The organism is Simiaoa sunii (assembly GCF_014337175.1).
Taxonomy (GTDB): Bacteria; Bacillota; Clostridia; order Lachnospirales; family Lachnospiraceae; genus Acetatifactor; species Acetatifactor intestinalis.
Genome location: NZ_CP060633.1, coordinates 1,903,983 through 1,930,651 on the forward strand (window position 1 = coordinate 1,903,983; position 26,669 = coordinate 1,930,651).

Consider the following 26,669-nt stretch of genomic DNA (forward strand, 5'->3'; position numbering starts at 1 on the left):
ATAATAGGGTACGTCAATAATTTGTCCTATTAACATTGTAAAAAGTGAATTTCACGGCGATATGCCTCGAACTGCACACAGGGTGCGATAAAATGATGCCCATATATGATGTTAACCTAATATATGGTATCTTCGAAATCTTATCTATACAGACTTTCTGTAGAATGTGATTACTATATCACAGAGATATCCATTCTGCAAGGGAATCCAGCGAAACAAGTGCTGAAAAACTATACAAAAACAGAGCTGTGGAAATTGGTTATTTCTCACAGCTCTGCTTTTTGTGCAATATTACTTTTTTAAAGTTTAATCCAGTTCAAACAGTTCCTGGGCGCTGATGGATAACTCAGCTATTCCGCAAGGAGTTACTTTTGATCCACTATCATACACGGTATAGACTCTTGCGTAGATAGTAGATGCCTGCGCTCCTTCGTTCAAAATCGTCCCGGAAGTGTCGGTACTAAACAGTCCCATCTCATCCGAAGAATATTTCAAGGTATAGGTCGCGCCGTTTGTAATCGGGTAACAATTCTTAACTCCATTACGTTCTATCGGTGAAATTACATTTCCATTGCTATCCGTGATCTTGAGGCCATCCTCTCCATCCGTCTTTAAACGCAATACCTTTCCTGTAATTCCGTCCACACTGATGGCTCCGGATGTATCATCTGCACAGGATTTGTAAAATTCAACACATAACTGCTGTCCACCTGCCAGAATATTGTAGTCATCTGCCTGGAAGTTGACACTGATGGTTCCGTTATTCTTATCGTCCAATACAATATGGTTGACCGAATCATACAGCATATACACGGATTGGATCTTGCTGCCGCTTTTATCCTTAAATCTTACGGAAGGTGCAGTCACACCGGCATTATACGCTGCAATCATCGTATTAACAAACAGTTTGATCTCCGATTCCTTGCTGGGTGTGGAATGTCCCGCTCCGGAATATGTCACATTTCCCATGGTATAGATATAATAATTATTTACCACATCATTGGGTGTGATGTTATAAATATTAGTATTTTTATAGTTGCCGTCAGCCACACCGGAAATACAGTACCACACAACAATATCATTTTTACCGTCTCCGTTGCGGTCCAGCTCCATATTCGGCTGTAACCACTGGTAATGCGTATTACTGATCTCTAACTGTTCATCTGCAGATATCTGATATGGATACTGCGTAATCTGGCCATCATTTACCTGTGTTGCGATCAGCGAGCTGCCTGCGTAATCACCCATCAACAAATTACTGGGGTAGTTCCAAGCAGGACCGTTTCCATTGTCATATCCAGCCTGTTTCAGCAATGAATTCTTAACAGGGAACCATACTTCCGAACTGTTTGTTGTCCGCAGATCTTCCAGATAGCTTCTCAGGAAACGAACTACCGTATATTTAGTCACACCTTCCTTTTGCCAGAGCTCATTATCCGAATTCGGTTCCTTGATTTCGTCAAATGTATAGGACTCTAATGTTTTAAGATATTCCTGGTCCCTCTTCTGTTCCTCTCCCGTGGTGCTTGCTGCTCTCTGCTGATAATACTCTTTCAATGCTCCATAGCGATCCAGTCCTACGGATGCACGAATGGTCTTATTAAATTCATATCCCCAATACCAGTAGTTTGAATGATAGATTTCCGCAGTTCCATTATCGTTATACGGGATCACACTTTGAATATTATTGACATATGAAGTAGTATCATGGGTGAACAAAATGCTCTTGCCGGATTCTATGTAGTCTCTGACAGCCCAGCCAACAGCCAGATTCCTCTTAACATTCTCCATAATTCCTGCGGGAATTTCTTTGCTAGGATCATATGCGCCATAGGTATACCCAAACCGGTAGGCGTCACCGAAGCCGAGTATCAACATATCATATTGCTGGAACAGATTGTAGGACTCCTGGTATATCTTCTGTATATCAGTATCCGAAGTCCCGCTAATTTTCAGCTTATCATTTATAAGGTAGGTTACAGTCATACTGTCAATGCTTTTGGACGGATTTACCTTTCCATCTGCACCGACTTGATCCAATCCTACTACATTCCAGTCAGTTAATCCATTAATGCACTTGGAAAAAGTAGAATTACTATTATTCTGTTCGTCATGAAGATTCCAGTTATTACGGTTATCATCAGACAACAATTGCAATACACGGATTGTCTTTTTACCATTTTGCTGCGGCACAGATGTATATCCTGACTTGGCAGTTCTCACCAGTCTATCCGTATTATCATAAAATACCAGCTTCCATGGGATAACCCCTACATATTCCTCCGGCAGAACCCGGATAACACGATAGATCTCCCCGGTACGCAATTCATATCTGTTTCCATTTTCCGTCGCTATCGGATCAACCTTAATCCACTCATCTCCCTTTCTTATATACACAGTAAGACCGCTGACTTCTTCCGATGACGTATATGTCTTACCCTCTACATAATCAGAGCCGGAGAAACGACCATCAGCATTTTTATCTACGAACAGTTTACAATCATAGGTAGTACCTGTCTGTGATATTGCAGCATCATTCTGCAGATTAAAAATATATTGCAGCTGATATTTTCCGTCTATCTTCTCCAGAGAGCCACCGTTGCTGGCACCGTTCTGATTAGAATTATATTTCAGCTCCTGCGGATATGCCGCTCCGTAAGTAGTTACCCAGTTGACGGAAAGCTTTGACAGATTCAGATAATTACAAAATACGGATCTACGTGCAGATAATGTGGTTCCTAATTTAGTATCTGCTGTATTATCTGTCAGCTGACTCTCTGTAAAAATATTTTTCTGCCAGTATAAATACTGACCATTTGCATCTTTTTGCAGAGCAAAATCAACCAGCTTGTAAAAATAAGAATTTTTGTCCAGCGTTGCTGTTGATGCCACGGGTATATTATTGTTATCCACTTTAATAAACGTATCCGCAATGACCACCGGGTATCCCGCCTCAATGAACTGACAGAATTCCTCATATCGGGTAGAGTTCATATCATTGCCGGGACCGCGATAGACATCTGCACTCTTATTCGTTGGATCATCATCATCAGTCTTTCTGTGATCCAGCGAAGAATCCTGCAGTCTGTGCCTTGCATTATACGTCTCCCTAGCCTGCGTAACATTCTCCGTATCCGTTTTGGTGGCGTAGTCATAGTAGTCTCCTACATGAGAATAAATCAAGCCCTTCATCTGTGGATCATTATACACAGTCACACCATTTTCTGTGTTCATCTTACCGACCCGGGCTCCGAGATAGATCATGTCATATTTCTCATTCAGATCTTCTACTTTACCAATAAATTCTGCGGAAGACATCTGCTTAATCTCAACACTTCCGGTATATGTATCCTTCCTGCCCATAAATTCTTTTACACGATCAGCGGTCAGGGTAGTCGCCGATTTAAAATCATAGCAGGGTTCCAGATCCAGTACCCTGATAGAGGATTTAACCGTGACTCTGTGCATATACCAGTTCAGAATATATCTGGTAATAGACGCCTTACTGATCTTTTCATCCATCTGTGCTGCATTGTTGTTTTTCTTAGCCAGGAAATTCTCATACTGAATCTCTTTTAATACTGCTTCGAAGGTTGCCGCTTTCGCCGCATTCCCTTTCCAGTCAGCCAGGAAGTCAGAGGCAACATAAGGCGTCGCACTGTCATCATTCAGATAAACATTGTCATATAAAGCCTCTTTCACGGAATCGTCCAGACTAAGCGAAGTTGCCGTCTGACCGTTCCAGTAAGCATCTCCCTGTGAAGCAACTTCTTTGGCAATATTATCATCGGAAACCTTCAAGATCGTCAGTGCCATCTGTGTCAGAATCTTATTATTCTGATTATTATTCGGTTCCTTAGCCAGCGTTTTATTTTGGCTGTAAAATCCGTAATCCATTACCACCGGTACTCTGTCTGCATTATTCCGCTCACCGGTAGTATCCTTAATGCCGAATATCATCTTCGTCAGAGCGGTTGCTGCAGAAGTCATATTCACAGATTCCGCTGCATAACTTCCCCTGCCGGAGAGATAGATCAGATCTACATCATCCAAATTAATTCCATAATATGCCTGTGAATCTGTGGCAGTCAGCTCTGCCAGCTGTGCCAGGGTCAAAGTCGTCACTTCGATATTAAAATCATTGACTTCTCCACTGTAATCAGCATCCTTCTCATAGCGGCTGCTTCCGGACAGATTCAGGACCTGTTTCTTGAACCATTCTTTATTGTAGAAACCACCGTCATATGCTACAGTAACCAACGCATCCTTCGCATTATCACCGATAAAATCATAGCTGTTTGATGCTTCGTAGCCTGAATCTAACCGGGTAGAAACCTGCATAGTACCGCTGCTTACCATCACATATTTACCGGTATCATTTTCCTTATAAGAGTCGATCAGTTTGTAGTCTCCATTAGTGTTGGATAATGTCACCTTAGACACATAATACTCACCGGAGGTGTTGTTTTCCGTGAAATGCACAAAATAGCCATCCGCAGGAGTCTTCAGTGTATAGCTTCCCGTTCCACCCGGATTTTCGTTCCAGGCTGCCCATAGAATAGGTGTGGTGTTGGCCATATTCAAAATATAGAGATTTTTCTGTTCGGAAGTTACAATATCATTTCCGGATGTGCTTTGTACGCTGAAGGTCTGCATCTCATTACCGGACTCCGCTGCTGCGTCATTCCCGGATGCAGAGGCTGCCGTTACCAGTCCCGAGCTCTCCGCTGTCGTCACCTCTCCCAGATTTTCTGACGCTTCGGAAGGATTTTCGGAAGTTATGGCAGTGCTCTGGATAGCATATCCCGCAGGCAGATCTCCGCCGTATACCACCTTACCAAGGTAAGTGTATACATCATCAGCAGTCTTGGTATACACTTCCCTATTGACATAATCACCTGCATTAAAAGCAGCGTTATTAATATCGTTCATACTGCCGTCGGAATTTTTATCGTACGGAGTCAGTGCATATCTCGTCGCTGCAAGAGCCGTCTTCGCTGTATCCCCGATGGTCATTTCCAGGTTCTGTCCGCTAATACCAGACACTTTGGAAAATACAGGGGACACGCTTTGTTTATTCTTGTTGGAAGTCCCGGAAGTTTCGATTGCACCATATCTGTCAAAACGCTGCCTGGTATCCCCCTCCGCATACAGCGTATACACCGATTCCGTCTGTGTATAGGTATACTGACCGTTATTCTCCGTATTTTTCACAAAAGAGCCACGGATCTCTTCGGTCCGGCTTCCGCCCTCTCTGTATGCAGAGAAGTTGACCGGACCGTTGCTTCCTGCGAGATCCCCCAGGCTGTTACTGTCGATTGTAGCCATGGCAGCTAATCTCTCCGACGACGCCGGCAGTTCGGACAACTTACGTCCTTCAGATACCGGTTCCTCTCCACCGATCAGATATCCGATGGAAGCGTCCTTTTTAGAAGGTACGATCTCTAAAATGTGAAAGGTGCCGTCCGAAGATGCTACTGTATCCTGTACCAGCTTCTCAATGCCGGGCAGTGTCATCTCCTGTGCACTTACTTCCATAGAGCCATAGCTCTGGCAGACTCCGGCTGCCAAAGCTATGGTAAGGATTCCGGCTATGTACTTTTTTGTGTTGTGCTTCAAGTTCTTCTTCATGTTATCTCCAAAAGATTGTTAACGCTCTTTCCGGTTTCTGATACGATACATGTCCACCTTCCTCACCGCTGTCTCCCTTGACACGACTATCGCTGAAGGTCACAAATAAAGTATCATTCTTTTCCTCTCTATCAATATAGAGATGAATCATATAAGTAAATACTGTTTCATTTTTATCATTTACTCTGGTGTCGCAGTGAATATTCGGATCAATATGTGTTCCGGATTTTAGAGTCTCCGTTCCTCCAGCTACAAGGCTGCCTATAACCTTCAGTCCTTTATCACCAGTCTTAAATGCTCCCTGACCTGTTTCAAATCCATATAGATCAACATACACCTTCTTATCGTATACACCATTCTGCCATCCATTGTGCTTATAATCGTTCTTATTCAGATTATAATAACGATTATCTTCCGAGAAATAAAAAGTACATCTGGGAATCAGCAGATATGTGGATGCAATTTCATTATCGTTGCCGTCAAAAGCTGCAAGTGTGAGAACATGTTCCTCTTTCCAGTTAATATACCACTTTGCATACACTCCGACTGTTTCACCTTTAGCCGTGGGAAATACGCTTCGTGTAGCTGCATAATCTACTTCTGAATCTGCGAATCCGGTCACTGCTTTATCAATGACTAGGCCGTTTTCATAATCGCCCAGTCCATCACTTGTAATGTTTCTACTAAACCCTACTCTCCTACTCAGTCCAACTTCGCCACCGAAATTATCCTTCACAGGATTACTCTGTGCCAGACCTTCCTCAATATCATTGGTAATCTTCCAGGTAACTTTACTCATATCTCCGGAATAATTTTTCAACGTACAAGTCACCATACTGTTACGTGACAGGACAAACTGATTACCGTCGATGTATGGCTCGTCTGAACTGTCAATGGTCAGCAGATTTGGAATGTCCACTGTTACTTCAGGATGCACTGTAATGGTAGCTGATAATTTTACAGTTGCACGTACTGTGATCGTCTTATTAATATTGTTGCTACACTTTAACAGCTGTTTATATCTGGAAGCAGGAGTCGTATCTTCAAAGCTATAGCCCTTCGGATTTGGAACTCCATCCTCCAATACTTCCCAGTTCACAATCTGAGGATATACATCATAATCCGCCCATGCAGTCAGGCACTCCAGATCTACACTCCATCCCATTTTTTTAATGCCGTTCTCCGTGTAGGAATAAGGCTTCATTACGTTTCGGATCAGTTCCGCCTGGAATTGTCCTGATACCGCCGTCACTGTAACATACGCAGAATCCGACTTAGTTGTGTCCGCATTTGCCATACAGGTAACTTTCAATACCTTTACACCGATGCTTTCCGACTTACTGATATTCAATGTATTAATCAGGTCACTAACATTCGGCATGGTAGAAAATGTAGTAGTGCTGCCATCCGCATAAGTCACTTTCCATTTTACCCCCTGTGCCACAGCAGATTCTTTACCAGTCAGAGTACACTCAAAAGCCTGTGACTTGCCGCGGACTACCTCCACATCTTTAGGAGCTATGGAAATGGAGTCTATCAATCTCTCTTCTACTGTCACATATGCATATGCCACCATACTCGTATCTGCTTTTGCAGTACATTTTACCACCAGCACATTCGTGCCGATAGTTTCCTCATCATCTACTTTTAAAATACCATCCTGATTAATTGTACTCTTACAATTAGCCCCGGAAGCATAGGACACGCTCCAGGTAACGCCCTCAGCTACTGCCTCTGCGTCACCGCTCAGATTATAGGTAAACTGCTGTATCTTGCCCTGAGGTAATGTTGCACTGGGAGGATCAATAGTCAGAGCACTGATCCATGCGTACGCGGTTCCGGTCTTCTCCAGGTCATTTCTAAGCTTAATAGTCTCTGCAATGTCATAGCTTCTGTCCTGGTAAGTGAAGGTCATATTCAGGATAACTTTCCGCTTGTCCTTCACTTGGCTTAAGTCTACGCTGAAGCTTGTGACATGCTCTGCCATAAGTGCCGGGGTTGCCGTGGTGAGATCTCCTACGACGAGATTGCCGTCCGCATCCGTTGTATTTTTCACTTCATAAAGGTATACCTGATTCGCAGTCGCATAATCCCCTGACGCGGTTCCCTGCCAGCGGATCATATAGGTATTCTCGTTATTGACCAGACGCAATTCGCTGACATGGGCTGTGGTGATCTCATTGCCGGCTGCATCCTTGGCGGTACTGCCATCCAGATTCACTGCTGTGCCGGTATGATCCGGTGTGAAATTAATATCCTTCTCCACATCAATGATCAGGTCGATCATCTGATTCGCTGCAAGCTGTGCTTCTTCCTGCAGGGTCAGTTCCTTATTCCCCCGCAGGTAGGAATTGTTGCCTGCGACGATAAAGGCGCCCACAGATCCTGCCACAATGGTCATGATTGCCAGGGACACTATCACTTCTACGAGAGTGAATCCTTTTTTCCCGATACGCATAGTCAACCTCCTTATTTCTTCAGGATTTTGCCGGTTCTGCCGACTGTTGTGATTGTTATCGTTCTTGTTCCGTTGCTGATCACAATTTTCTTACAATAGTCCTTGACCGCATCTGCGGCAGCGCAGGTCTTCTCTTCAAAAGCTCCCGATGCTCTGTTGAACACCAGATGCAGTCCATCGGTTGCGGACGCATAAGGTAATGTACCCTTTAATTGTGACAGATTGTAGGGGGTGGAATCATCATCAAAATATACTTGTATTGTGATAGGCTCCTTCCCCACGATTCTATCCGAAACGATGGTTCCACCCTGATAGATCTGTGCCCGGTACTCGCCCGTGCTGCTATTTTGCAGTAGCACAAACTCCACCTGGTTCTGTTCTTTCCCAAGGGTCAGCACTCTTGCTCTCTCCAGGGTCGAAACGATCTCATCCGCACATTTTGCAGTTTTTCTTCCGGTGAGTGTTCCCACAGACAATCCAATGACTCCCACCACGATCGCCATGATGGCGACGACGATGATGAGCTCCACCAGGGAGAAGCCACCGTTTTTATTGTTTCTGCCAGTTCTCATATACGATCAGGTCTCCTAAATTAATATCGCTGTTCAGGTAGGTCTTATTGTTATTCTGCAGGTAACCTTCGCCGCCGATCAGGAAATCCACCACATGATATTCCTTCTGACCGCCGCCGGAGCCCGTAACCTCCTTGGAATAGGTCAGCGCACGAAGCACTGCTTCCTTGTCCGGTGTCACTTTCACATTCTGTCCTAACTGGATATCACCACCTGCCAGAATCACACCGTTAAATTCCTCACCATCCTGTATCTTCACATCGCCCGTAGCGATGATGATACCCTTCTTGAAATCCGGATGTCCCGCTTCGGGATAGGTATAATCACCATATACGATGACTGCCTTGCAATCCGGATAAGCACTACTTTCAAAATACTTCTCTGTATCAACGACCAGTCCCGCGCCACGGACCACACCGGTAAAGCTTGTGATCGCGTCCGTATTTACCAGATTGCTATATACATTGGCAGTATCCGCTTTTTCGGAAGGCGTAAGCTGCTCATAGCCATCGATCAGCTTCTTGCAGAGCGCCTTGAATTTGGAATCATCCGCTGTCAGCTGCTGCTTGTAGCCGATATTGCTCTGATCACTGCCTAATGTGGCATTCTGCAGGTTGCCGCTGTAGCTGCCCGTGGTCTGATCCTTGTCGAACATCACCACATTACCTGCCAGGTGCATGATATAAGCACCGGCACTCTGATTCCGGATCTTGATGCCATCGGTGTAGATGCTGGCATAGGCATCCATGGTGCTCTTATTTACCTTATAATAATCCTGAAAATACCGGTTGGCAGCTTCTCTCCCCGCCTGAGTGGAGCTGTCAAAGGACACGTAATAATACACAATGGTGATCTTGCTGTTTAGTCTCTTATAAAAAGTACGGACGCCCTGGCTGTCGCTGCTTCCGTTCGTAATAAACTTCGTAATACCATAGGAAGCAAGGCTGTTACCGCCCAGCATACTGCTGGCAGCATTAAAATCAACTGCCGTATTCCCCATGGTATCTGCCTGCTCCTTGGTCACAGGATTGGTACCCTGTTTTACCAGATCTGCCGGTACCAGATATGCCAACTGGTCACTTTTGACTGCAATAGACTGCCCCATCAGGATATCCTTGCGGTCGGATGCGTTGCCATTGAGATTTCCATCCGCCTCGGTGAGATTATCCTTGGCAGTTTTCGTGGCGATATAGGTATTGCCTGCCAGAGTCAGATTGATCAGACCGCTTAAGTCAATATCCGTTCCGGTACCGTTGACTACGATGGCACTGCTGTCACCGTTCTCCCCGGTGCCGAAGCCTATATACTGTCCGGAGTAATTCTCATCCACCAGACTGCCTGCGGTGAAATTATTATTTGCGCCGTCTATGCGCAGATCTCCCGCTACATAGACATCATTTCCCTTGAAATTCATATTCGCGCTGCCGGTAGATGTCGCTGCTCCGTGCATGGTGATCTTGCCTGCCCACAGTTCTCCATAGCTGTCGGATTCCAGTTTCGCGCCCTTGCCCAGATACAGTTCTGTAGCCGCTACCATACGCTTATCATCATTTTCCTTACCTGTCGGCTCTGCCAGGGTCAGGGTCACATTTGCACTGTTTGTATCATCCTCATTCCCCACCAGTACCTTGTCCGCATAGAAGCTTCCGGCGATCTTAGCGTCGCTTAATTTGCCACTCTCCGCTACCACCTGAATATTCTTCTGTGCCACCAGTGACATGCCGGTCAGTGAAGGCAGGCTTACGGCCTGTGCAAAGCTCATATCCGGCATTTTCACACGGATATCCGTCTGGATCACAGAGACATAACCATTATCATTGGTATAAGTCACCTTTAATTTCTGAAAAGATAATCCGTCCGTGAACAGGGTAAGCTGTCCCTTAGGCAGATCGCTCACCGCATCTCCGGAGCCGTTTGTACCCGTCATCTGCACGGCGCCGTCTACCATCTGTATTGTATAGGAATTGATTCCGTCACCGGTCTGCAACACTGTATTTTTCCGCACCTCCGGTGACAGACTGTCAAACAGTTTCCTCAGATCATAGTAATTTAAGCTTACGGTATCACTGCACTGATACGCCTTCTGCATACTGCTTAAGAACGCATAGCGGAGCTTACTCTCCTTCTCGGATACGGAAGTGTCATCATAGTTCACCAGAATCTGCGTGTAGGCATCTCCCAGGGACGTGGACACCTGCTCTTCCATATGGACACGGATCTCATCCAGCACTGTCTCTGCCGAATAGAAGTTGTCCTTCGCCTGCAGGTTATTCGCCTTCATCTGATAGTTCAATAAGGACATATACATCAAAACACTGGCTAAAATGCCGATAAAGGCCATAGCTATGATCACTACGACCATTGCCGAGCCCTTATCGTCTGTCTGTTTATGTAATTTGAAGTCTCTGCCACGTATGTTCATGGTTCTTACGCTTCCTTCCGGATTCTCCTGTTATTCCGTTACCGTTCCTGTCATAGTAATGATCGGGCTGCCGTCTGCTATCTTATCCTCTGCATAGACCTTCACTTCCATGTCGTAAATACGGTCCTGTTCCCTGGCCGGTGTCAGATTCGTCACTGACATGATGTTCTTCGCCAGTTCATAATTAAGTCCCGTTCCGGCTCCCGCGCCGGTCATGCTGGAATTCTCAAATACATATGCCGTAAGTCCGTCACTCTCGTCCAGCAGATTCGTACGAAGAGTTCCCGCAGACGTCTGTGTCGTGCCGGGAGCGGGCATCCAGCCGGGCCATGCTTCCCGCAGTTCCAGAGATATCCCATACTTACTGCGCATGGTATCATAATCTGTCGCTAAGACATCCCTCAACATATCTATTCGGTCCTGTCTCTCGGTCTGCTCCACTACCAGCAGATTCGTCTCCACATTGTCCGGATTGTTAAACACTATCCGGTCTATAATGGCAGGTCTTCCGGCATCGTAGTGCGCACTCTCCACACGAGGCTGTACACAGACAATGATATTCGCCAATTGATTTCCAAGCTCGCTGACATCATTTACCTGTGCTGCACGACTACGCACACTGTCTTCGTTGGAAAAAATCACATAATCCGCTCCCGTCTGCGGATAGTCTGGAGATCTGCCCGTTGCAAGGATCGTGGGATCACAATGATACGTTGTGGAAGCTGTGACAAGATAGACTTCTGTCTCCACCGTAGCTCCCGTTGCCAGCGTCACGTTAATCTTACTGCTGTCAATATTGATCTCGGTCTTCCGTGTAGTATGCTGAATGATATCTGCTGTATAGAGTCCTCCACCGAAATAAGAATAAGCTTCCCTGGCGCCGTCAGCCGCTTCACTGTAAACAGCATTCAGATTGCCCGCCAGGTTCTTGATATCTACCCGTGTCACACTGTTCACCGCACTGTATGCTGTGGGATCCACCTTCACCACTACATCGTAAGTACCGAAAGTGGTGGAATCGTCCCGGATCGTATAGGTCCAGATGCCGGTCGTGTCGTCTTTTACCGCGGTATTGGTAAATCCCGCCGGTGAAGCACCCGTGTAAATATCGGACATTTCCTCCAGGGTATGTGCCTCGAACATCTCCATGACATCTTCAGCAATGGCTGTGGCATGCATGGTGCTGCGGGACTTGGCGTTCGTTCTGGCAGAGGTCACAAAGCTGTGCAGCAGGGGCACTACAATGATTGAGAGGATCACAATGGCGATCAGAAGCTCCACCAGGGAAAAGCCTTCATTATTCAGTTGTCTTTTCTTCCTATGCTTCTGCATTGCGACAACTCCCGATTATCAAATCTATTAGTTCATGTTCCCGAATATCGTCTGTACACCCATAGGCATATCGGGAATATAAGGTTCACCATATACCTTATCCGTACCCAGCAGATAATACGTATTCAGGTTCATATTGCCGGACAATTCTCCGCTATCACCGTTATAGCTGATGTTCACGCCCTGGATGCTCTGACGCTCCTGCTGATTGTAAATATATCGAACCAGCCCCTTGAAATCATCATAGGTGCATTCGATGCTGATACCCAGAGGCACCTCATACATATGAGTATCCCCATATGCAGTTCCTTCTGTTGAGACAGGGGATGTAGTAACCGTGGTCGTATCTGTGCCGGACACTGCGGCATCTGCTTCCGCTGCTGCGGTATCCGCCGGTGCATCTGCTGTTGCAGCCGCCAGGGCAGAATTGTCCGTGGAAGCCTGTGCATCATAAGCCACTTCTGCAGTCGTACCGAAAGAAATGTTAGCGACATAGGTCCTGGTCGCTGTCTCCATGTTCTTCACCATCATAATGCTGTCTTCCGGTAAAATATCTGCCGGGAAACGGCTCTCGAATCCGGTAATATATGTCTTCATTTTCTCGGTAGCAGCCAGATAATCTGCCTTACGCTGATCCAATACCTCCAGTGTAGACACCTGGGATCTTAATGACATATTCTGGCTTTCCATAGAATCCGACAACTCATTGAACTTCGTATATACCAGGAAATAAGTCACCACAGCGAGGAGTATCCCAAGTACTGCGATCAAAAGCTGAATTTCACTCTTTTTTACTTTCATCTCTTATCCGCCTCCTACTGTGCTGTGGTACCGGAGATCTCTCCGGTCTCTTCTGTCTCTTCTGTTTCTTCGTTCAGATCCGCATACGTACCTGTAATGGAGAAAGTAACCGCCGATTCTCCCAGTTCATTCTGCGTATCTGTAATATTGCTGATCTGTACATCGGAAATACTCTTCATATTCCTGATATTCAGGATCGTTCTCGCCGCTGCTTCTTTGCCAACGACAGACACGGACATGCTGATTCCTTCCAGATCCGAACTGAAGCTGTTGGTCCAGAAGCTACTGGGTAATATCTGCTCCAGCTCATTGATGAACTCTACGAGATTCTCATTGGGATTCTCGGTATACTCATACAGATATTTGTATTTATCATACTGTGCTGCCGTTGAGAGATATTCATTATATACCGTCTGCGCGGGCTGTAATTCCTCAACCCTCGCCTGCAGAGCCACATTTTCTGCCACGGTGCCGAAGTATCTGGTCAGTGAAGTGACTGCCATGGCGATGGACAGGATCACGCCCAGCACCAGGACCGCCACACTGACGAAGGTGTAGTTCGTGCCGCTGACTACGGTCATGCCCTTCGTCTTCTGCTGGCTCTTATCGATCAGTCCTACGGGGGCGAGTACTGCGCCCAGGCAGGAAATATAGGCTGCGGGTCTGGTGGAACGGATAGCCTTGCTCATGCCGATCTTGTCTTCCATATCGGACAGGGTATGTACCTTACGCTCCAGGCAGTTGGTGAACAGCTTGCTCATGCCGCTGAAGCTGCCGCCGAGGCCGGTGACATAAGTCCTCTCAATAGGTGTATCACCGTTTCTGGAATCATAGAAATCAATGACACGGCTGACGCCGACGATCAGGGGCTCCAGGGAAGCGGTGATCTTCTGTCTGGCTGCTGTGACCTCCACATTGCCGGCATCCTCATCTTCCCAGCGTCCGGCATTTTCCTCCCAGAGCTTATCTCCCTGATGGAGTACTCTGTTCAGGCAGGTCTTCTTCTGGAAACGTTCTACCGCGCTCATGGGATCGTTCACGGCATAGGCACCGGAAGCGATCATAGTCTCGATGGCATCCTGCACGCCGTATGCCACAGTTCTCTGCAGCAGCACCTTGCCGGCGGAAAGCACGGTCACGATGGTGCTGTTCTCATCGATCTTGATCATCATGGTAACTTTTTCGGACTTCTCATCACGAAGGATCTGGTATAAGCTGTTGCTGCTGTAATCGAAGCACTCGACCTCCCAGCCGCACATCTGCGCCAGCTGGTAATAGCTGTTTAACAGCGCCTTGGGCACTGCCAGTGCCATGACACGCAGCTTTCCTTCCTCGGTCAGTCCGCCTGCCAGATAATGTCCAATCTCATACTGGGTCAGATCCACGGGGAAATAATCGTTCGCGTTGGTCTTCACCAGCGCCTCGATCTTGTTCGCCTTCACATTCGGGATCTGTACCTCACGGCTTGCCACTCTGGTAGAAGAAATGGTGAAGATCACTCTCTTCGTGCGGATGCCGTTCGTGCCCAGTGCGTTCACCAGGTGATCCGCATACTCCTGCGTCGGCTGCAGCATACCGTCCACCACGACGCCCTCCGGGGTCTCGACGGTCAATACCTTGTAGACCTTCGGTTTCTTCACCTTATAGTCGATCTCGCAGATCTTCGTAAAGGAGTTGCCGATCTCAATACTCAATACGCGATTGTTCATTGCCATGCTTCTACCCTTCCTCTTATCGGTTCTTTATCGTATTTGGGACAGAAAAAGTATCCCAAGAACTTTCTAATCTCATATCAGATGTAAGTACCCGGTCTCTAATGATACAGACCCAGATACCACTGCAAGAATTCATTGCCCCACAGGACAGCGACTGCCACCCCTGCGGAGAGATACGGTCCCATGGCGAGGACATGTCCTTCGCCGCTTACTTTCATACGGATCAGATGGATCACGGAACCAATGATACATCCCAGTAAAAATGCAAAAATGATCAATTTCCAGCCGAGCAACAATCCGCAGACCGCCATCAGCTTCACATCACCGCCGCCAATGGCTCTGCCACCGGTAGCGTAATACAGAATAAGTAAAAATACACTGACACACAGGAAGCCGATCAGGAAATCCAGCCACTGTGTATAGTGGAAGGCTCCATGGATCAGCCCCAGTGCCAGTAAAAAAACGTTAAATCCCACAGGGATCTCATATGTTCTGAAATCAATCACACTTAAAGCAAGAAGTGCACTAAACAACAAGCAGTAGACTAGGGAATCCACGCTCATCCCAAATTTCCAGAATACGAGCAGGTACAGCACTCCGTTCAGTGCCTCAATGATGGGGTACTGAGCGGAGATATGTGCCTTGCATTTCCGACATCTGCCTCCCAGCGCCAGGTAGCTGAACAACGGTACGAGGTCGTACCACCGCAGCTGATAACCGCAGTTCATGCAGTGAGACCTGGTCGTTACAATATTCTCTTTTTTCGGGATACGGTAAATCAACACATTGAGGAAGCTACCGATCACGATTCCATAAAGGAAAATCACTATGTAGAGTAAGATTGTAGGGAGCATGTCAGGTGCCTTTCAAAAATTATTTAATTTTATCATATGTGGTTTTTGCTGTTGTACCTAATTCAGGATACAAATCCGTAGCAGCAGTAGCAGCGGCAGAAGCGGTACCATAGGCAATATGTACAATATTGTTACTATCAATTGAATAATAGAATTTTGCACCACTAACTTTCTTAACAGCAGGTACTGCACTAACCAATGTAGTTGTAACCTCATTATAAGTTCCATCAGATACATAAGTTGCAGTTTTGGTTCCAGCTTCAACATCAGCAATTGCAACTCCAATTTCAGTTGCTAAAGACTGAGCATTCTGAACATCAGTGGATTGTTTTGACTTTTCAACATATCCAATATACTGAGGTGCTAAAACACCAATCAGGACTGCCATAATGGCAATAACGATGATCAGCTCTACCAGGGAGAAACCTTTGTTTGTTAAGTTCTTCTGTTTCTTGTTCATAATTACATTCTCCTTTTTATGTGTTTTTTAATTTCAGGGTAGTAAGTTTTCCGCCCCATTTATTAATTATCGTCCTGTCCCTACACAGGACGGATAATCCAATTTTAGAGAGTATCCAAAGCCTGATACATGGATACCATGGGTGCCATGCATGCTGCAATCAATCCACCCACTACGATTGCCAGTACAATGATGATCATAGGTTCCAGTGCTGCCATCAGCGACTGAATTTCCATTTCCACTTCTTCATCATAGTAGTCTGCAATCTTGTCCAACATTTCTTCCGTACTACCGGCTTCTTCCCCGATGCGGATCATCTGGTATACCATCGGCGGAAATAGTCCACTCTCCTGCAATGGTCTGGATAAAGGCATACCAATGGTAATTTCTTCTCTTGCATCCTGCAAGGCTTCTTTAAAATAGATATTACTCATGACACCAGAAACAATATCTACGGCCTCAATCAACGGTACGCCCGCGCCAATCAGTGTACTCAAAGTTCTCGCCATCATAGCAGCTGCCGATTTCACGGTAAGTTTTTTGAAAAGCGGTAGCTTCAAAGTAATCTTGCCAAATACATGTTTTCCCGGATTCGTTCCCGCAAAATATTTAATTCCGATTGCTATTGCTATGACTATAGGAATAATAATAAACCAGTAATCTCTGATTCCATGGCTCATATTTACATAAAATTTAGTAATCCATGGTAAATCCGTTCCCAAATCTGCAAACATATCTTCATAAGAAGGAATTACCTTTACCAGCATTACAATGGTAACAACGACAGCCACTATGCATACAACCACAGGATAAATCATTGCCTTTTTCAGCATTGCCTGTGTCTTGCTGTTTTTTTCCAGCTGCACCGCCACTCGATCGAGTGCTGTTTCCAGACTACCGGATGCTTCACCCGCAGCCACCATGTTCACCATGATCGCCGGGAACACCTTCGGGTGCTCTGCCATGGAATCTGCCAGGGTCTCACCCTTTTCCACGCTGATGCGGACTTCCTTCAGTGCCTCCTGTAATCTCTTGTTCTCTGTCTGTTCGCAGAGCATTTTCAGGGATTCGAGGATGCTGACGCCCGCTTTGGTCATGCTGACGAACTGGCGGCACATGACGCTTAGATCCCTGGCCTTTGGCCATCCGCCGATCTGGATGTCGATGTCTTTCGTCAGGAAGCTCTGTTCTCCCAGATCGATAACGGTCAGCTCCTGCCTTCTCAGTTCTGCCATTGCGAGATCTTTGTTATCCGCTTCCAAACTTCCCTTTACTTCTTTTCCAGCCTTTGTGATGGCCTTGTAACCATAGGTCGCCATGTGCCTTCCCTCCAATTACGTCTCTATCTTTAACTATCTCCCCAACTATGCAAGACGGGCCCCTGTCCTAAAAAGGTCCAGGTTTTTGAAAAATTTTTATAAATTTTGATAAATTTCTATAAAATATTGCTGTTTTTATAGAATTATACGTCAAATGATACCTTTACCATCTCGGAGAAGGAGGTGGTGCCGTCCAGTACGTAGTCCGTGGCACTCATACGCAGGGTATGCATTCCTTCTTTTAATGCTTCTTCCTTTAAGATATCGGCACCTTCCCGCTTGCTGATGATCGTCTTCAGCTTCGGAGTGATCTGCATGATCTCGTAGACACCGATACGCCCCTTGAAGCCGGTATTGTCGCATTTGCTGCAGCCGCAGGGCTCGTAGATGGTTACGTTTTCCTCTTCCTTCAATCCCATGAATTCTTTTTCATCCTTGGTGGCCTGCTTCGGCTTCTTACAGAAGGGGCAGAGTCTGCGGACTAGTCGCTGTGCGATAACGCCGATGACGGAATCTGCGATCAGGTAGGATTCGATTCCCATATCCTCCAGTCGGGTGATGGTGCTGGCGGAGGAGTTGGTATGCAGGGTACTTACCACCAGGTGTCCGGTGATGGATGCCTGTACCGCGATGCTGGCGGTCTCCTGGTCACGGATCTCACCGATCATGATGATATCCGGGTCCTGTCGCAGGATGGAACGCAGTGCCGTCGCGAAGGTGAGGTCTGCCTTGGTGTTGACCTGTACCTGGTTGATACCGTCGATATTCGCCTCGACAGGATCTTCGACGGTGATGATGTTCACGTCTTCTTTGTTCAGCTCGCTCAGTGCGGTATACAGAGTGGTGGACTTACCACTTCCGGTAGGTCCGGTTACCAGGATGATACCGTGAGGATTTTTCAGAATGTAGTCAAACTGTTCTAATTCGTAGGGTTTGAAGCCTAACTGGCTCTTGTCGCGGTTCAGGGCACTCTTCGCAGCAAGACGCATTACGACTTTTTCCCCGTATACGGTAGGCAGGACGGATACACGGATATCGTATTCCACGCGGTCTACGATCTGGGTGATACGTCCGTCCTGGGGTTTTCTCTTCTCGGAGATATCCATGCCGCCGATGATCTTGATACGGGCGATGATGGCGGACAGTACGTTGACACCGTATCTCGCTCTCTCATAGAGGGCACCGTCGATACGGTAACGGACACGGATGATATTTTCCATAGGTTCGATATGGATATCGGATGCACGCTGGCGGACGGCCTTTTCGATCATGTCCTTGACCAGCATTACGATGGGGGAGCTGTTGATGTTCTCCTCCGTGGCGATATCTTCCACCACATCCAGCTTTTTCTCTTTGGCGTAGGCAGCCAATGCCTCGGTTACTTCTTCCTGACCGAAATATTTATCGATCGCCAGCATGATGCTGCGGGTGGTGGCTACTACGGGCTCTACCTGGAAGTTGGTGATGATATTGATGTCATCGATGGCATTGTAATCCAGGGGATCCGCCATGGCGACCATGAGAACGTTGAAGTTATTTTCTTTGTAAGCGAAGGGGAAGATCTTGTTCTTCTTCAGAACGTTGACCGGTACCAGATTCAGCACTTCCTTGTCCACATTGATGCTCTGGAGATCGATCATATCCAGATCCAGCTGTTTGCTCAGTGCCTTCGCCAGGTCATCCTCCGATACGATGCCTTCATCTACGAGGAATTCTCCCAGCTTCTTACCCTGACGGGCGGGATTGTCCAACGCCTGCTGCAGCTGTTCATTCGAGAGAACACCGCTGTTTACCAGCAATTCACCTAAACGGACCTTTTTTCTGCCTAATTCCATGATCATTCACCTGTTACTTTTACATATTTGGGTTATCTGTATAATTGTAGCATTTTTCGTTACAACTTACAATTTTTTTGATTCAATACTAAAATAGTATAGCATATTTTAGATTTATGTAAATTGTTTTTAGTACTTTTGTTTCAATTTCTGCGAAAAATTATATTCCCAGCTCCTGATGAAAATAGATAAGCGGCGAATATGTATATCTTCTTTTGAATTCCCGCGGATCCATTTTTCTGCTTCCTGATACATGCTGTACATATTCTTCTACAAACGTCATTGCCTCTTCTTTGATACGGTCGAGATATTTTATCGTCTCTTTAAATTCATCCTTATCAATAAGAGCATCTTTTGTATCAATATATTCACTTTTGGTTATGATAACTATTTTGGTGTAATCAAGACCAGATCTATGGGTTTTGGATCTCTGAGTTTTTTTGAACTTAAAAGAATATGGATGTGATATTTCGCTTCTGTATGGCACACATATATAATAATCATAATGTGATTGAAACAGTAAACAATTGTATGCCCGTTGGTTCTTTTTCAATATTTCATGGTATGGTGGATCAGGATGTTCCTCATAGAAACGAGTGGTTAATTTTAAAATCTGATAATCATTTTCCGGTAAATTCATTTTTCCTCCTTCGTAGAATGTAAAAAACGAGAGGCTATTCAGCCTCTCGCCAAATTCTTCATCACTCGGTCAATTTTTATTTTACCGTCCTGTCGGAACCGTCACAGGACTCATCGCTCGGTCAATTTTTATTTTACCGTCCTGTCGGAACCGTCACAGGACTCATTTGATAGATGAAGAAGAACATCTCTGCTCTTAATAATAGTATATACACTTTCTGCTGAAAAAGCAATCCATTTCAATATTTTTTATAAAATAGGCTTTTACAGTGTCACCGCGTATTCACTGTCATACATTTTCTTCAGATTTTCTACACGGTTATATTTTTCACCAATGCAGAATTCCTTGGACCAGGTCATGTAGTAGGCCCAGGGGATTCTGCTTTTTTGCAAAAGCTCCACATCGGGAAGGTATCCCACTTCTGCCAGGGCAGCCACTTTGTCACGGGAGGTGGCTGCCACCAGTTTCTCATAGGCATCCGCATAGTCTGTGGACTGATACTCCGGGAGGTAGACATCTATGGATACTACATCCACGTATTCATCTCCGGGGTAGGCTTCCTCTATATCGCAGTTCCAGACCCAGAGCAGGTTATGCAGGTTCTTTTCTCCGGTATAATAATCGAACATCAATCGGTATAAGTCTCTTGCGACTTTCGCGCCCTTTGCTCCCCACCAAAACCATGTGCCGTAGGATTCGTGGAAGGGGCGCCAGAGGATGGGGATGTTCTCGTCCTGGAAACGTCGCAGGATGTCTGCGATCACATCCATGTCTGCGTAGAACGCTGCGCGCTCCGGGGTTCCTTCCTGTAATACTTTCGTCGCATCGAAATCGGTATGCTCGGTGTAGAAGCTTTTGTCTCTGCCGCCTAAGGGCGAGAACCAGTGGAAACTGAAGGTGAGGATACCGCCGGTGGCATAGTCTGTGCTGTTCTCTGTACCCGTGTCGTTCACTTTATCCGGGCGGTTCGCTCTTGCCCACTGCAGGGCGGTCTCTGCCGTGCCTTTATTCTCTTCCACTTCCTTCAGGCATTCCGGGGAGGCGTCTGCATAATTGATATTCGGAGAATACGCCAGCAGTTCAAAACCGCGCAGCTTTGGCTCTTTTCCGGTGGTCTGCCGGATATAGGCAATCTCCTCACAGGGGATGGTCTGGGTGTGCTGACCGGTGATGATCTGCTGTCCCGCTGTATTTTTGAGGTATTCCAGTAATTCTTTTGCTTCTTGTGTTGCTTTTACATCTGCTGTTGTCATATTTTTCTCGTCCATATATACTCTCTTTCTCCTCCATACCCGAGACTTCAACTTACCTCGGGTATACAAGCTTGTTTTTCCTCTCTATACCCACGCCTTCGACTTTCCTCGGGTATACAAGCTTGTTTTCTCTCCCCATACCCACGCCTACGACTTTCCCCGGGTATACAAGCTTGTTTTTCCTCTCCATACCCACGCCTTCGACTTACCTCGGGTATACAAGCTTGTTTTTCCTCTCTATACCCACGCCTACGACTTTCCTCGGGTATACAAGCTTGTTTTTCCTCTCCATACCCACGCCTACGACTTCCCTCGGGTATACAAGCTTGTTTTTCCTCTCTATACCCACGCCTACGACTTTCCTCGGGTATACAAGCTTGTTTTCCCTCTCCATACCCACATCTTCAATCTTTCTCGGGTATACAAGCTCTTTTTCTCTCCCTATACCCACATCTTCAATCTTCCTCGGGTATACAAGCTTGTTTTCTCTCCCTATACCCGTGCCTTCAACTTTCCTCGGGTATAGCCATCCTTTTTCCCTCTCCATACCCACATCTTCAATCTTCCTCGGGTATAAAATCTCTTTTTCTCTATCCATACCCGCAGCCACAAAAAATCGAGGGTACAGAGGCAATATTTTCCTCTCTGTACCCTCAGTTTAATGCAATCCGGAACGAATCGCAAGCACTATTCCGGCTTTATACTTCCTGATAATCGTTACCGGTGTCGTTCTTCTCTACATTCTCTACAGGCTTTGTATCTTCTGCCTTTTCCTTGGCAAATCCCTTTGCCAGCATCTCGTTGATATCGAGTCCGGTGGACTCTTTGATGCCGTCGGTGACCTGGGTCACGGTGGTCATGATATCACCTGCCAGCTTGCTGGAATCGCCGCCGAACATCTTGATGGAATCTACGTTCATGTAGCCCTTAGCCACAGCCTCGGCGATCTTGGGCAGCTGCTCGAAGTATACCTTCAGAGTATCCAACTCCATCTGCTGTCTTGCTGCGTCGCCGTACTGTTTCATAGCTTCTGCTTTTTTCAGGATACCGGCTGCCTCTGCCTCTGCCTTCGCCTGGATGGCTTCTGCTTCCGCTTTACCTTTGGCTGCCACAGCGGCTGCCTCTGCCAGTCCGGCTGCCTTGACTGCCTCTGCCGCCTGCTCCTTGGCGAATCTCTCTGCCTCGGATTTTGCTTTCTCAGCTTCTGCCTGTCTCTGGATCTCGAAGAGTTCTGCCTCCGCTCTCTTCTGTCTCTCGTACTGCTCGGCATCTGCCTTCTGCTGTGCTGCGTATTTATTCGCTTCTGCGGTCTTCTTGACCTCAGCTTCCAGAGCTTTCTCCTTGATGGATACTTCTCTCTCCTTTAATTCCAGTTCCTTCTCCTGACGGGCCAGGTTCGCGTTCGCTGTGGTGATCTCCACGGTCTTACGCTGTTCCTCTTCCTGAATCTTATATGCTGCGTCGGCTTCTGCCTTCTTGATATCGGACTCTTTCTTGAGTTCAGCCTTCTTGATCGCCAGCTCGGTCTGCTTCTGGGCGATCTCGGTCTCTGCGATGACCTGTGCATCATTGGCATCCTTCTGCGCCTGTGCTCTGGCGATGGCCACATCTCTGTCTGCCTGTGCCTTTGCTACGGAAGCGTCCTTCTGGATCTGGGACATGTTATCCTGTCCTAAAGCAGTGATCAGGTTGTTCTCATCCTCGATCTTCTGGATGTTGCAGGACTCGATCCAGATACCTAACGCATTCATATCCTTCTGCGCCTTCGCCTGTACCTCGTCACCGAAGGTCTTACGGTCGTTACACAGTTCCTTCAGGCACTGGGTACCGATGATCTCACGCATGTTACCCTGCAAGGAATCGGTCAGTGCATCGCGAATCTGATCTTCGTTCATGTTCAGGAAGTTCTTCATGGCTGCGTTAGCCATCTCGGTGGTGATCCTCTTATTAGAATCGGCACCTGCCACTACTTCCCCTTTGGCATTCACGGTGACATCTCTCTGGGTCAGGACTCTGACCTTAGCCACGGCGTCAATATCTACACCGATGAAATCCTTGGTGGGGATATAGCCGTTGGTCTTGATGTCGATACTGATCTGCTTCAGAATCAGTTCATCCTTTTTCTCCAGGAAGGGGATCTTGATGCCGGCACGTCCGATCAGGACCTTGGGTTCTCTCTTGATACCGGAGATGATGTAGGCTTTGTTCGGTGATGCCTTCACATAACCGGATGCCAGGATGGCCAGAATGGCAATGGCCAATACGACGATTGCGATAATACCAATGTTAATTTCCATATGTACTCCCTCATTCTTTCTGCTTTCGTAATATATGAAAAGCTGCTTGTATGATATGTATTTTACCATACAGGCAGCTTGACGAACAGTGATATCTATTATTTTTTTATCAATTTATTGTAGCAAAATGCGCACGATATTCCACGTGTGTTACCGGATCTGAGCCAGGTCGTACGGTGTTGCCTGATATACGTAATAATTCAGCCAGTTGCTGTAAAGGTTATTGCAATGGGATCTCCACTGTAACAGTGGTCTCTGCTCCGGATCATCGCCCGGATAGTAATTATAAGGAATCTGGATAGGTAAACCTTTATCCAGATCACGGTGATATTCGTTGTTCAGGGTATAGCGGTCATATTCCGGGTGCCCGGCCACGAAGATCTTTTTTCCCTCTTCTGCGATAGCCAGGAATACACCTGCTTTCTCGGATTCTGCCAGGATCGTCAGTTCCTTACAGGCATGAATGGCTTCGGAAGGAGTCTCGGTATGGCGGCTGTGCGGTGCCAGGAAAATATCATCAAAGCCACGCACCAACGGTATTTTCCGGTTGGATACTTTATGTTCGTAGACACCGAACAGCTTCTGCGGCAGCTGTCTCTTGTTAATACCATAATAATGGTAGAATCCGGCCTGCGCCGCCCAGCAGATATGCAAGGTGGAAGTCACATGGGTCTCCGCCCAGTCTAAGATCTTACAGGTCTCCTCCCAGTAATCCACCTCTTCAAAGGTGATATCTTCCACCGGTGCTCCGGTGACGATCAGTCCATCGAAGGTGCGGTCTCTGATCTCATCAAAGGTGATGTAGAATTTATTGAGATGGCTTGCAGGGGTATTCAATGACACATGGGTCTTGGTATTCATGAAGGTCACATCCACCTGCAAAGGGGTATTGGACAAGGCACGCAGCAGCTGCAGCTCCGTGTCCTGCTTTACCGGCATATTGTTTAAGATCAATACCTGCAGTGGACGCATATCCTGATGCAGAGCACGGAATTCGTCCATGACGAATATATTTTCGTTCTCCAGTATCTCTTTGGCAGGCAGATCATTTTGTGTCTTAATAGGCATTTCATTTTCCTCCAGGTCTACTTATTCCTCGTAAGGAATATTATAAGTCTTCAGGAAATCCTCCTCTGTCAGGATCGGAACCTGAAGCTCCTTGGCTTTTTTATTTTTGGAAGAAGTCGAGGTAATATCATTGTTGATCAGGCAGGTGGTCTTCCCCGTCACACTGCCGGTGACTTTACCGCCTCTCTCCTCGATGACTTCTTTCAAGTCGTTACGACTGGCATAATGGTTCAGACTTCCGGTTACAACGAAACTCATACCGGATAGTGTCTGTGCATTTTCATCCACCTTAGGTGTCTCAATGGTCAGGAACTGTTTCAGATGTTCGATCTGTTCCAGGTTCTCCGCATCGGACATATACTCCGTAAATGCCCCGGCAAGCACTTCTCCCACACCGGGGATAGCACTTAAGGTCTCTGTGTCTGCTGACTGCATTTTCTCCAGATCATAATCAAAATATCTGCAGAGCACCTTGGCATTGGCCACACCGATCCCCGCGATTCCCAGTCCGTAGATCAGTCGGGGCAGCGTCGTATGGCGCGCAGCTTCAATGCTGTCTATCATATTCTGATAAGACTTCTCTCCGAAGCCCTCCATCTGTGTGATAACTTCCTTATAACGATCTAGCCGGAACAGGTCAGCATATTCGTGGATGAAGCCCTGATCGATCATTTTCTCCAATGTAGCTTCGGAGAGCCCGTCGATATTCAGGGCATCACGGCTGACGAATAAGGTGTATGCCTTAATCTCCTTCGCCGGGCATTTCTCATTGGTGCAATACAAGGTCTGTACTTCATTCATCTGACGGATCTCGGTAGGTTGTCCGCAGACAGGGCAGACCTTCGGGATCTCCACGTTGTCACTGCCGGTCAGATTCTCTGCGATCTGGGGGATGATCATATTCGCCTTATAGACTGTAATGTGATCTCCGATCCCCAGTCGAAGGGAACGTAATATGCTGATATTATGCACCGAGGCACGGCTGACTGTGGTACCCTCCAGCTCTACCGGCTCGAAGATGGCTACCGGATTGATCAGGCCGGTGCGGCTGGCACTCCATTCGATCTCTTTTAAAGTGGTCTCGCGAAGTTCATCCGCCCATTTAAAAGCAATGGAATCTCTGGGGAATTTTGCAGTTCTGCCCAGGGACTGTCCATAGCTGATGCTTTCATAGGTAAGTACCAGTCCGTCGGAGGGAATGTCATAATGCTCGATCTTGTGTTCAAAATCTTCGATGACTGACAGGATATTTTCCTCGGTCACCGCCACATGTTCTACCACCGCAAATCCCTGCTCCTGTAAAAAGGCAAACTGTGCTTCCTTGGAATCGTGGAAGTCCACATCGTCCGCTTTTACGAGGGTAAACGCATAAAATCTCACGTTGCGTTTTGCCGTGATCTCATTATTCAGCTGTCGAACGGATCCACTACACAGATTTCTGGGATTCTTATATTTTGCCTCTGCATCTGCGATCTCACCGTTGATCTTCTCGAAATCACTGTAAGTGATAACCGCCTCGCCCCGCAGGATCAATTCCCCGGTATAAGAAATATTTAACGGAAGATTCTTAAAAGTACGAGCGTTATTCGTGATAACTTCCCCGATCTCACCGTTTCCCCGGGTAACCGCTTTTGCAAGTTTTCCTTCACGATAGGTCAACACAATGGTCAGTCCGTCCAGTTTCCAGCTTAAAATTGCAGGGTTGCCCTGCAGCCACTCCCGCAGTTCTTCCCGGCTTTTGGTCTTGCCCAGAGACAGCATAGGACTCTCGTGACGTTCCTTGGGAAGCTCATCCACCGCTTCGTAGCCCACATTCACCGTGGGGCTGTTCGCCAGGGTAACACCTGTCTCTTTTTCCAGTTCCACCAGTTCATCATAGAGCTTATCATATTCATAATTGCTCATGATCTCCCGATCTTTGGCATAATAGCTCTCCGAAGCCGCATTCAGTTGTTCTACCAGATATTTGATCCGGTCTATCTTGGAAGACTGCATATTGTGTTCCTGCCTTT

The 26,669-nt window shown here is 46.7% G+C and carries 18 protein-coding genes; all 18 read right to left on the reverse strand.

Annotation, left to right across the window (positions count from 1 at the left end; translation table 11 throughout):
- Positions 1-306: 306 nt before the first annotated feature.
- Positions 307-5,631 (reverse strand): DUF5057 domain-containing protein, encoded by a 5,325-nt coding sequence (locus H9Q77_RS08800; RefSeq protein WP_249325196.1) that lies wholly within the window; start codon positions 5,629-5,631, stop codon positions 307-309.
- 1 nt (position 5,632) lies between these two features.
- Positions 5,633-8,089, reverse strand: a complete 2,457-nt coding sequence (locus H9Q77_RS08805; RefSeq protein WP_249325198.1) for a type II secretion system protein — start codon at positions 8,087-8,089, stop codon at positions 5,633-5,635.
- A gap of 11 nt (positions 8,090-8,100) precedes the next feature.
- Complete coding sequence (locus H9Q77_RS08810) at positions 8,101-8,661, reverse strand: pilus assembly FimT family protein (RefSeq protein ID WP_249325200.1); 561 nt, start codon at positions 8,659-8,661, stop codon at positions 8,101-8,103.
- Positions 8,639-11,083 (reverse strand): hypothetical protein, encoded by a 2,445-nt coding sequence (locus H9Q77_RS08815; RefSeq protein ID WP_249325201.1) that lies wholly within the window; start codon positions 11,081-11,083, stop codon positions 8,639-8,641. Before H9Q77_RS08815 ends, H9Q77_RS08810 begins: the two co-directional genes overlap by 23 nt.
- A 30-nt stretch (positions 11,084-11,113) precedes the next feature.
- Entirely contained in the window at positions 11,114-12,415 is a 1,302-nt protein-coding gene (locus tag H9Q77_RS08820; RefSeq protein ID WP_249325203.1) for a prepilin-type N-terminal cleavage/methylation domain-containing protein, read from the reverse strand.
- 27 nt (positions 12,416-12,442) lie between these two features.
- On the reverse strand, positions 12,443-13,216 hold the full coding sequence (locus tag H9Q77_RS08825; RefSeq protein WP_249325204.1) for a hypothetical protein: 774 nt from the start codon (positions 13,214-13,216) through the stop codon (positions 12,443-12,445).
- Between the two features lie 14 nt (positions 13,217-13,230).
- A complete protein-coding gene (gene pilM, locus H9Q77_RS08830; protein WP_249325205.1) occupies positions 13,231-14,931 on the reverse strand; it encodes a pilus assembly protein PilM in 1,701 nt (566 codons plus the stop codon).
- Between the two features lie 98 nt (positions 14,932-15,029).
- The gene (locus H9Q77_RS08835) at positions 15,030-15,785 is read right to left on the reverse strand and encodes a prepilin peptidase (protein WP_249325206.1); all 756 of its coding nucleotides are present in this window, start codon (positions 15,783-15,785) and stop codon (positions 15,030-15,032) included.
- A gap of 19 nt (positions 15,786-15,804) precedes the next feature.
- Complete coding sequence (locus tag H9Q77_RS08840; protein WP_249325207.1) at positions 15,805-16,245, reverse strand: type II secretion system protein; 441 nt, start codon at positions 16,243-16,245, stop codon at positions 15,805-15,807.
- Positions 16,246-16,349: 104 nt separating this feature from the next.
- A complete protein-coding gene (locus H9Q77_RS08845) occupies positions 16,350-17,564 on the reverse strand; it encodes a type II secretion system F family protein (RefSeq protein WP_249325213.1) in 1,215 nt (404 codons plus the stop codon).
- A gap of 143 nt (positions 17,565-17,707) precedes the next feature.
- Positions 17,708-19,399 carry a GspE/PulE family protein gene (locus H9Q77_RS08850; protein ID WP_249325216.1) on the reverse strand — a complete coding sequence of 564 codons (1,692 nt, stop codon included), beginning with the start codon at positions 19,397-19,399 and terminating at the stop codon, positions 17,708-17,710.
- A gap of 160 nt (positions 19,400-19,559) precedes the next feature.
- Positions 19,560-20,039, reverse strand: a complete 480-nt coding sequence (gene tenpIN, locus H9Q77_RS08855) for a type III toxin-antitoxin system TenpIN family toxin (RefSeq protein WP_249325218.1) — start codon at positions 20,037-20,039, stop codon at positions 19,560-19,562.
- A gap of 263 nt (positions 20,040-20,302) precedes the next feature.
- Complete coding sequence (locus tag H9Q77_RS08860) at positions 20,303-21,307, reverse strand: glycosyl hydrolase (RefSeq protein ID WP_249325219.1); 1,005 nt, start codon at positions 21,305-21,307, stop codon at positions 20,303-20,305.
- 37 nt (positions 21,308-21,344) lie between these two features.
- The gene (locus H9Q77_RS08865) at positions 21,345-21,482 is read right to left on the reverse strand and encodes a hypothetical protein (RefSeq protein ID WP_249325220.1); all 138 of its coding nucleotides are present in this window, start codon (positions 21,480-21,482) and stop codon (positions 21,345-21,347) included.
- Positions 21,483-21,497: 15 nt separating this feature from the next.
- Positions 21,498-21,890 carry a hypothetical protein gene (locus H9Q77_RS08870; RefSeq protein ID WP_249325222.1) on the reverse strand — a complete coding sequence of 131 codons (393 nt, stop codon included), beginning with the start codon at positions 21,888-21,890 and terminating at the stop codon, positions 21,498-21,500.
- Positions 21,891-21,990: 100 nt separating this feature from the next.
- Positions 21,991-23,589 carry a flotillin family protein gene (locus H9Q77_RS08875; RefSeq protein WP_022154861.1) on the reverse strand — a complete coding sequence of 533 codons (1,599 nt, stop codon included), beginning with the start codon at positions 23,587-23,589 and terminating at the stop codon, positions 21,991-21,993.
- 150 nt (positions 23,590-23,739) lie between these two features.
- The gene (metA, locus tag H9Q77_RS08880; RefSeq protein ID WP_249325223.1) at positions 23,740-24,657 is read right to left on the reverse strand and encodes a homoserine O-acetyltransferase MetA; all 918 of its coding nucleotides are present in this window, start codon (positions 24,655-24,657) and stop codon (positions 23,740-23,742) included.
- Between the two features lie 21 nt (positions 24,658-24,678).
- Entirely contained in the window at positions 24,679-26,652 is a 1,974-nt protein-coding gene (gene ligA / locus H9Q77_RS08885; RefSeq protein WP_249325224.1) for an NAD-dependent DNA ligase LigA, read from the reverse strand.
- Positions 26,653-26,669: the final 17 nt, after the last annotated feature.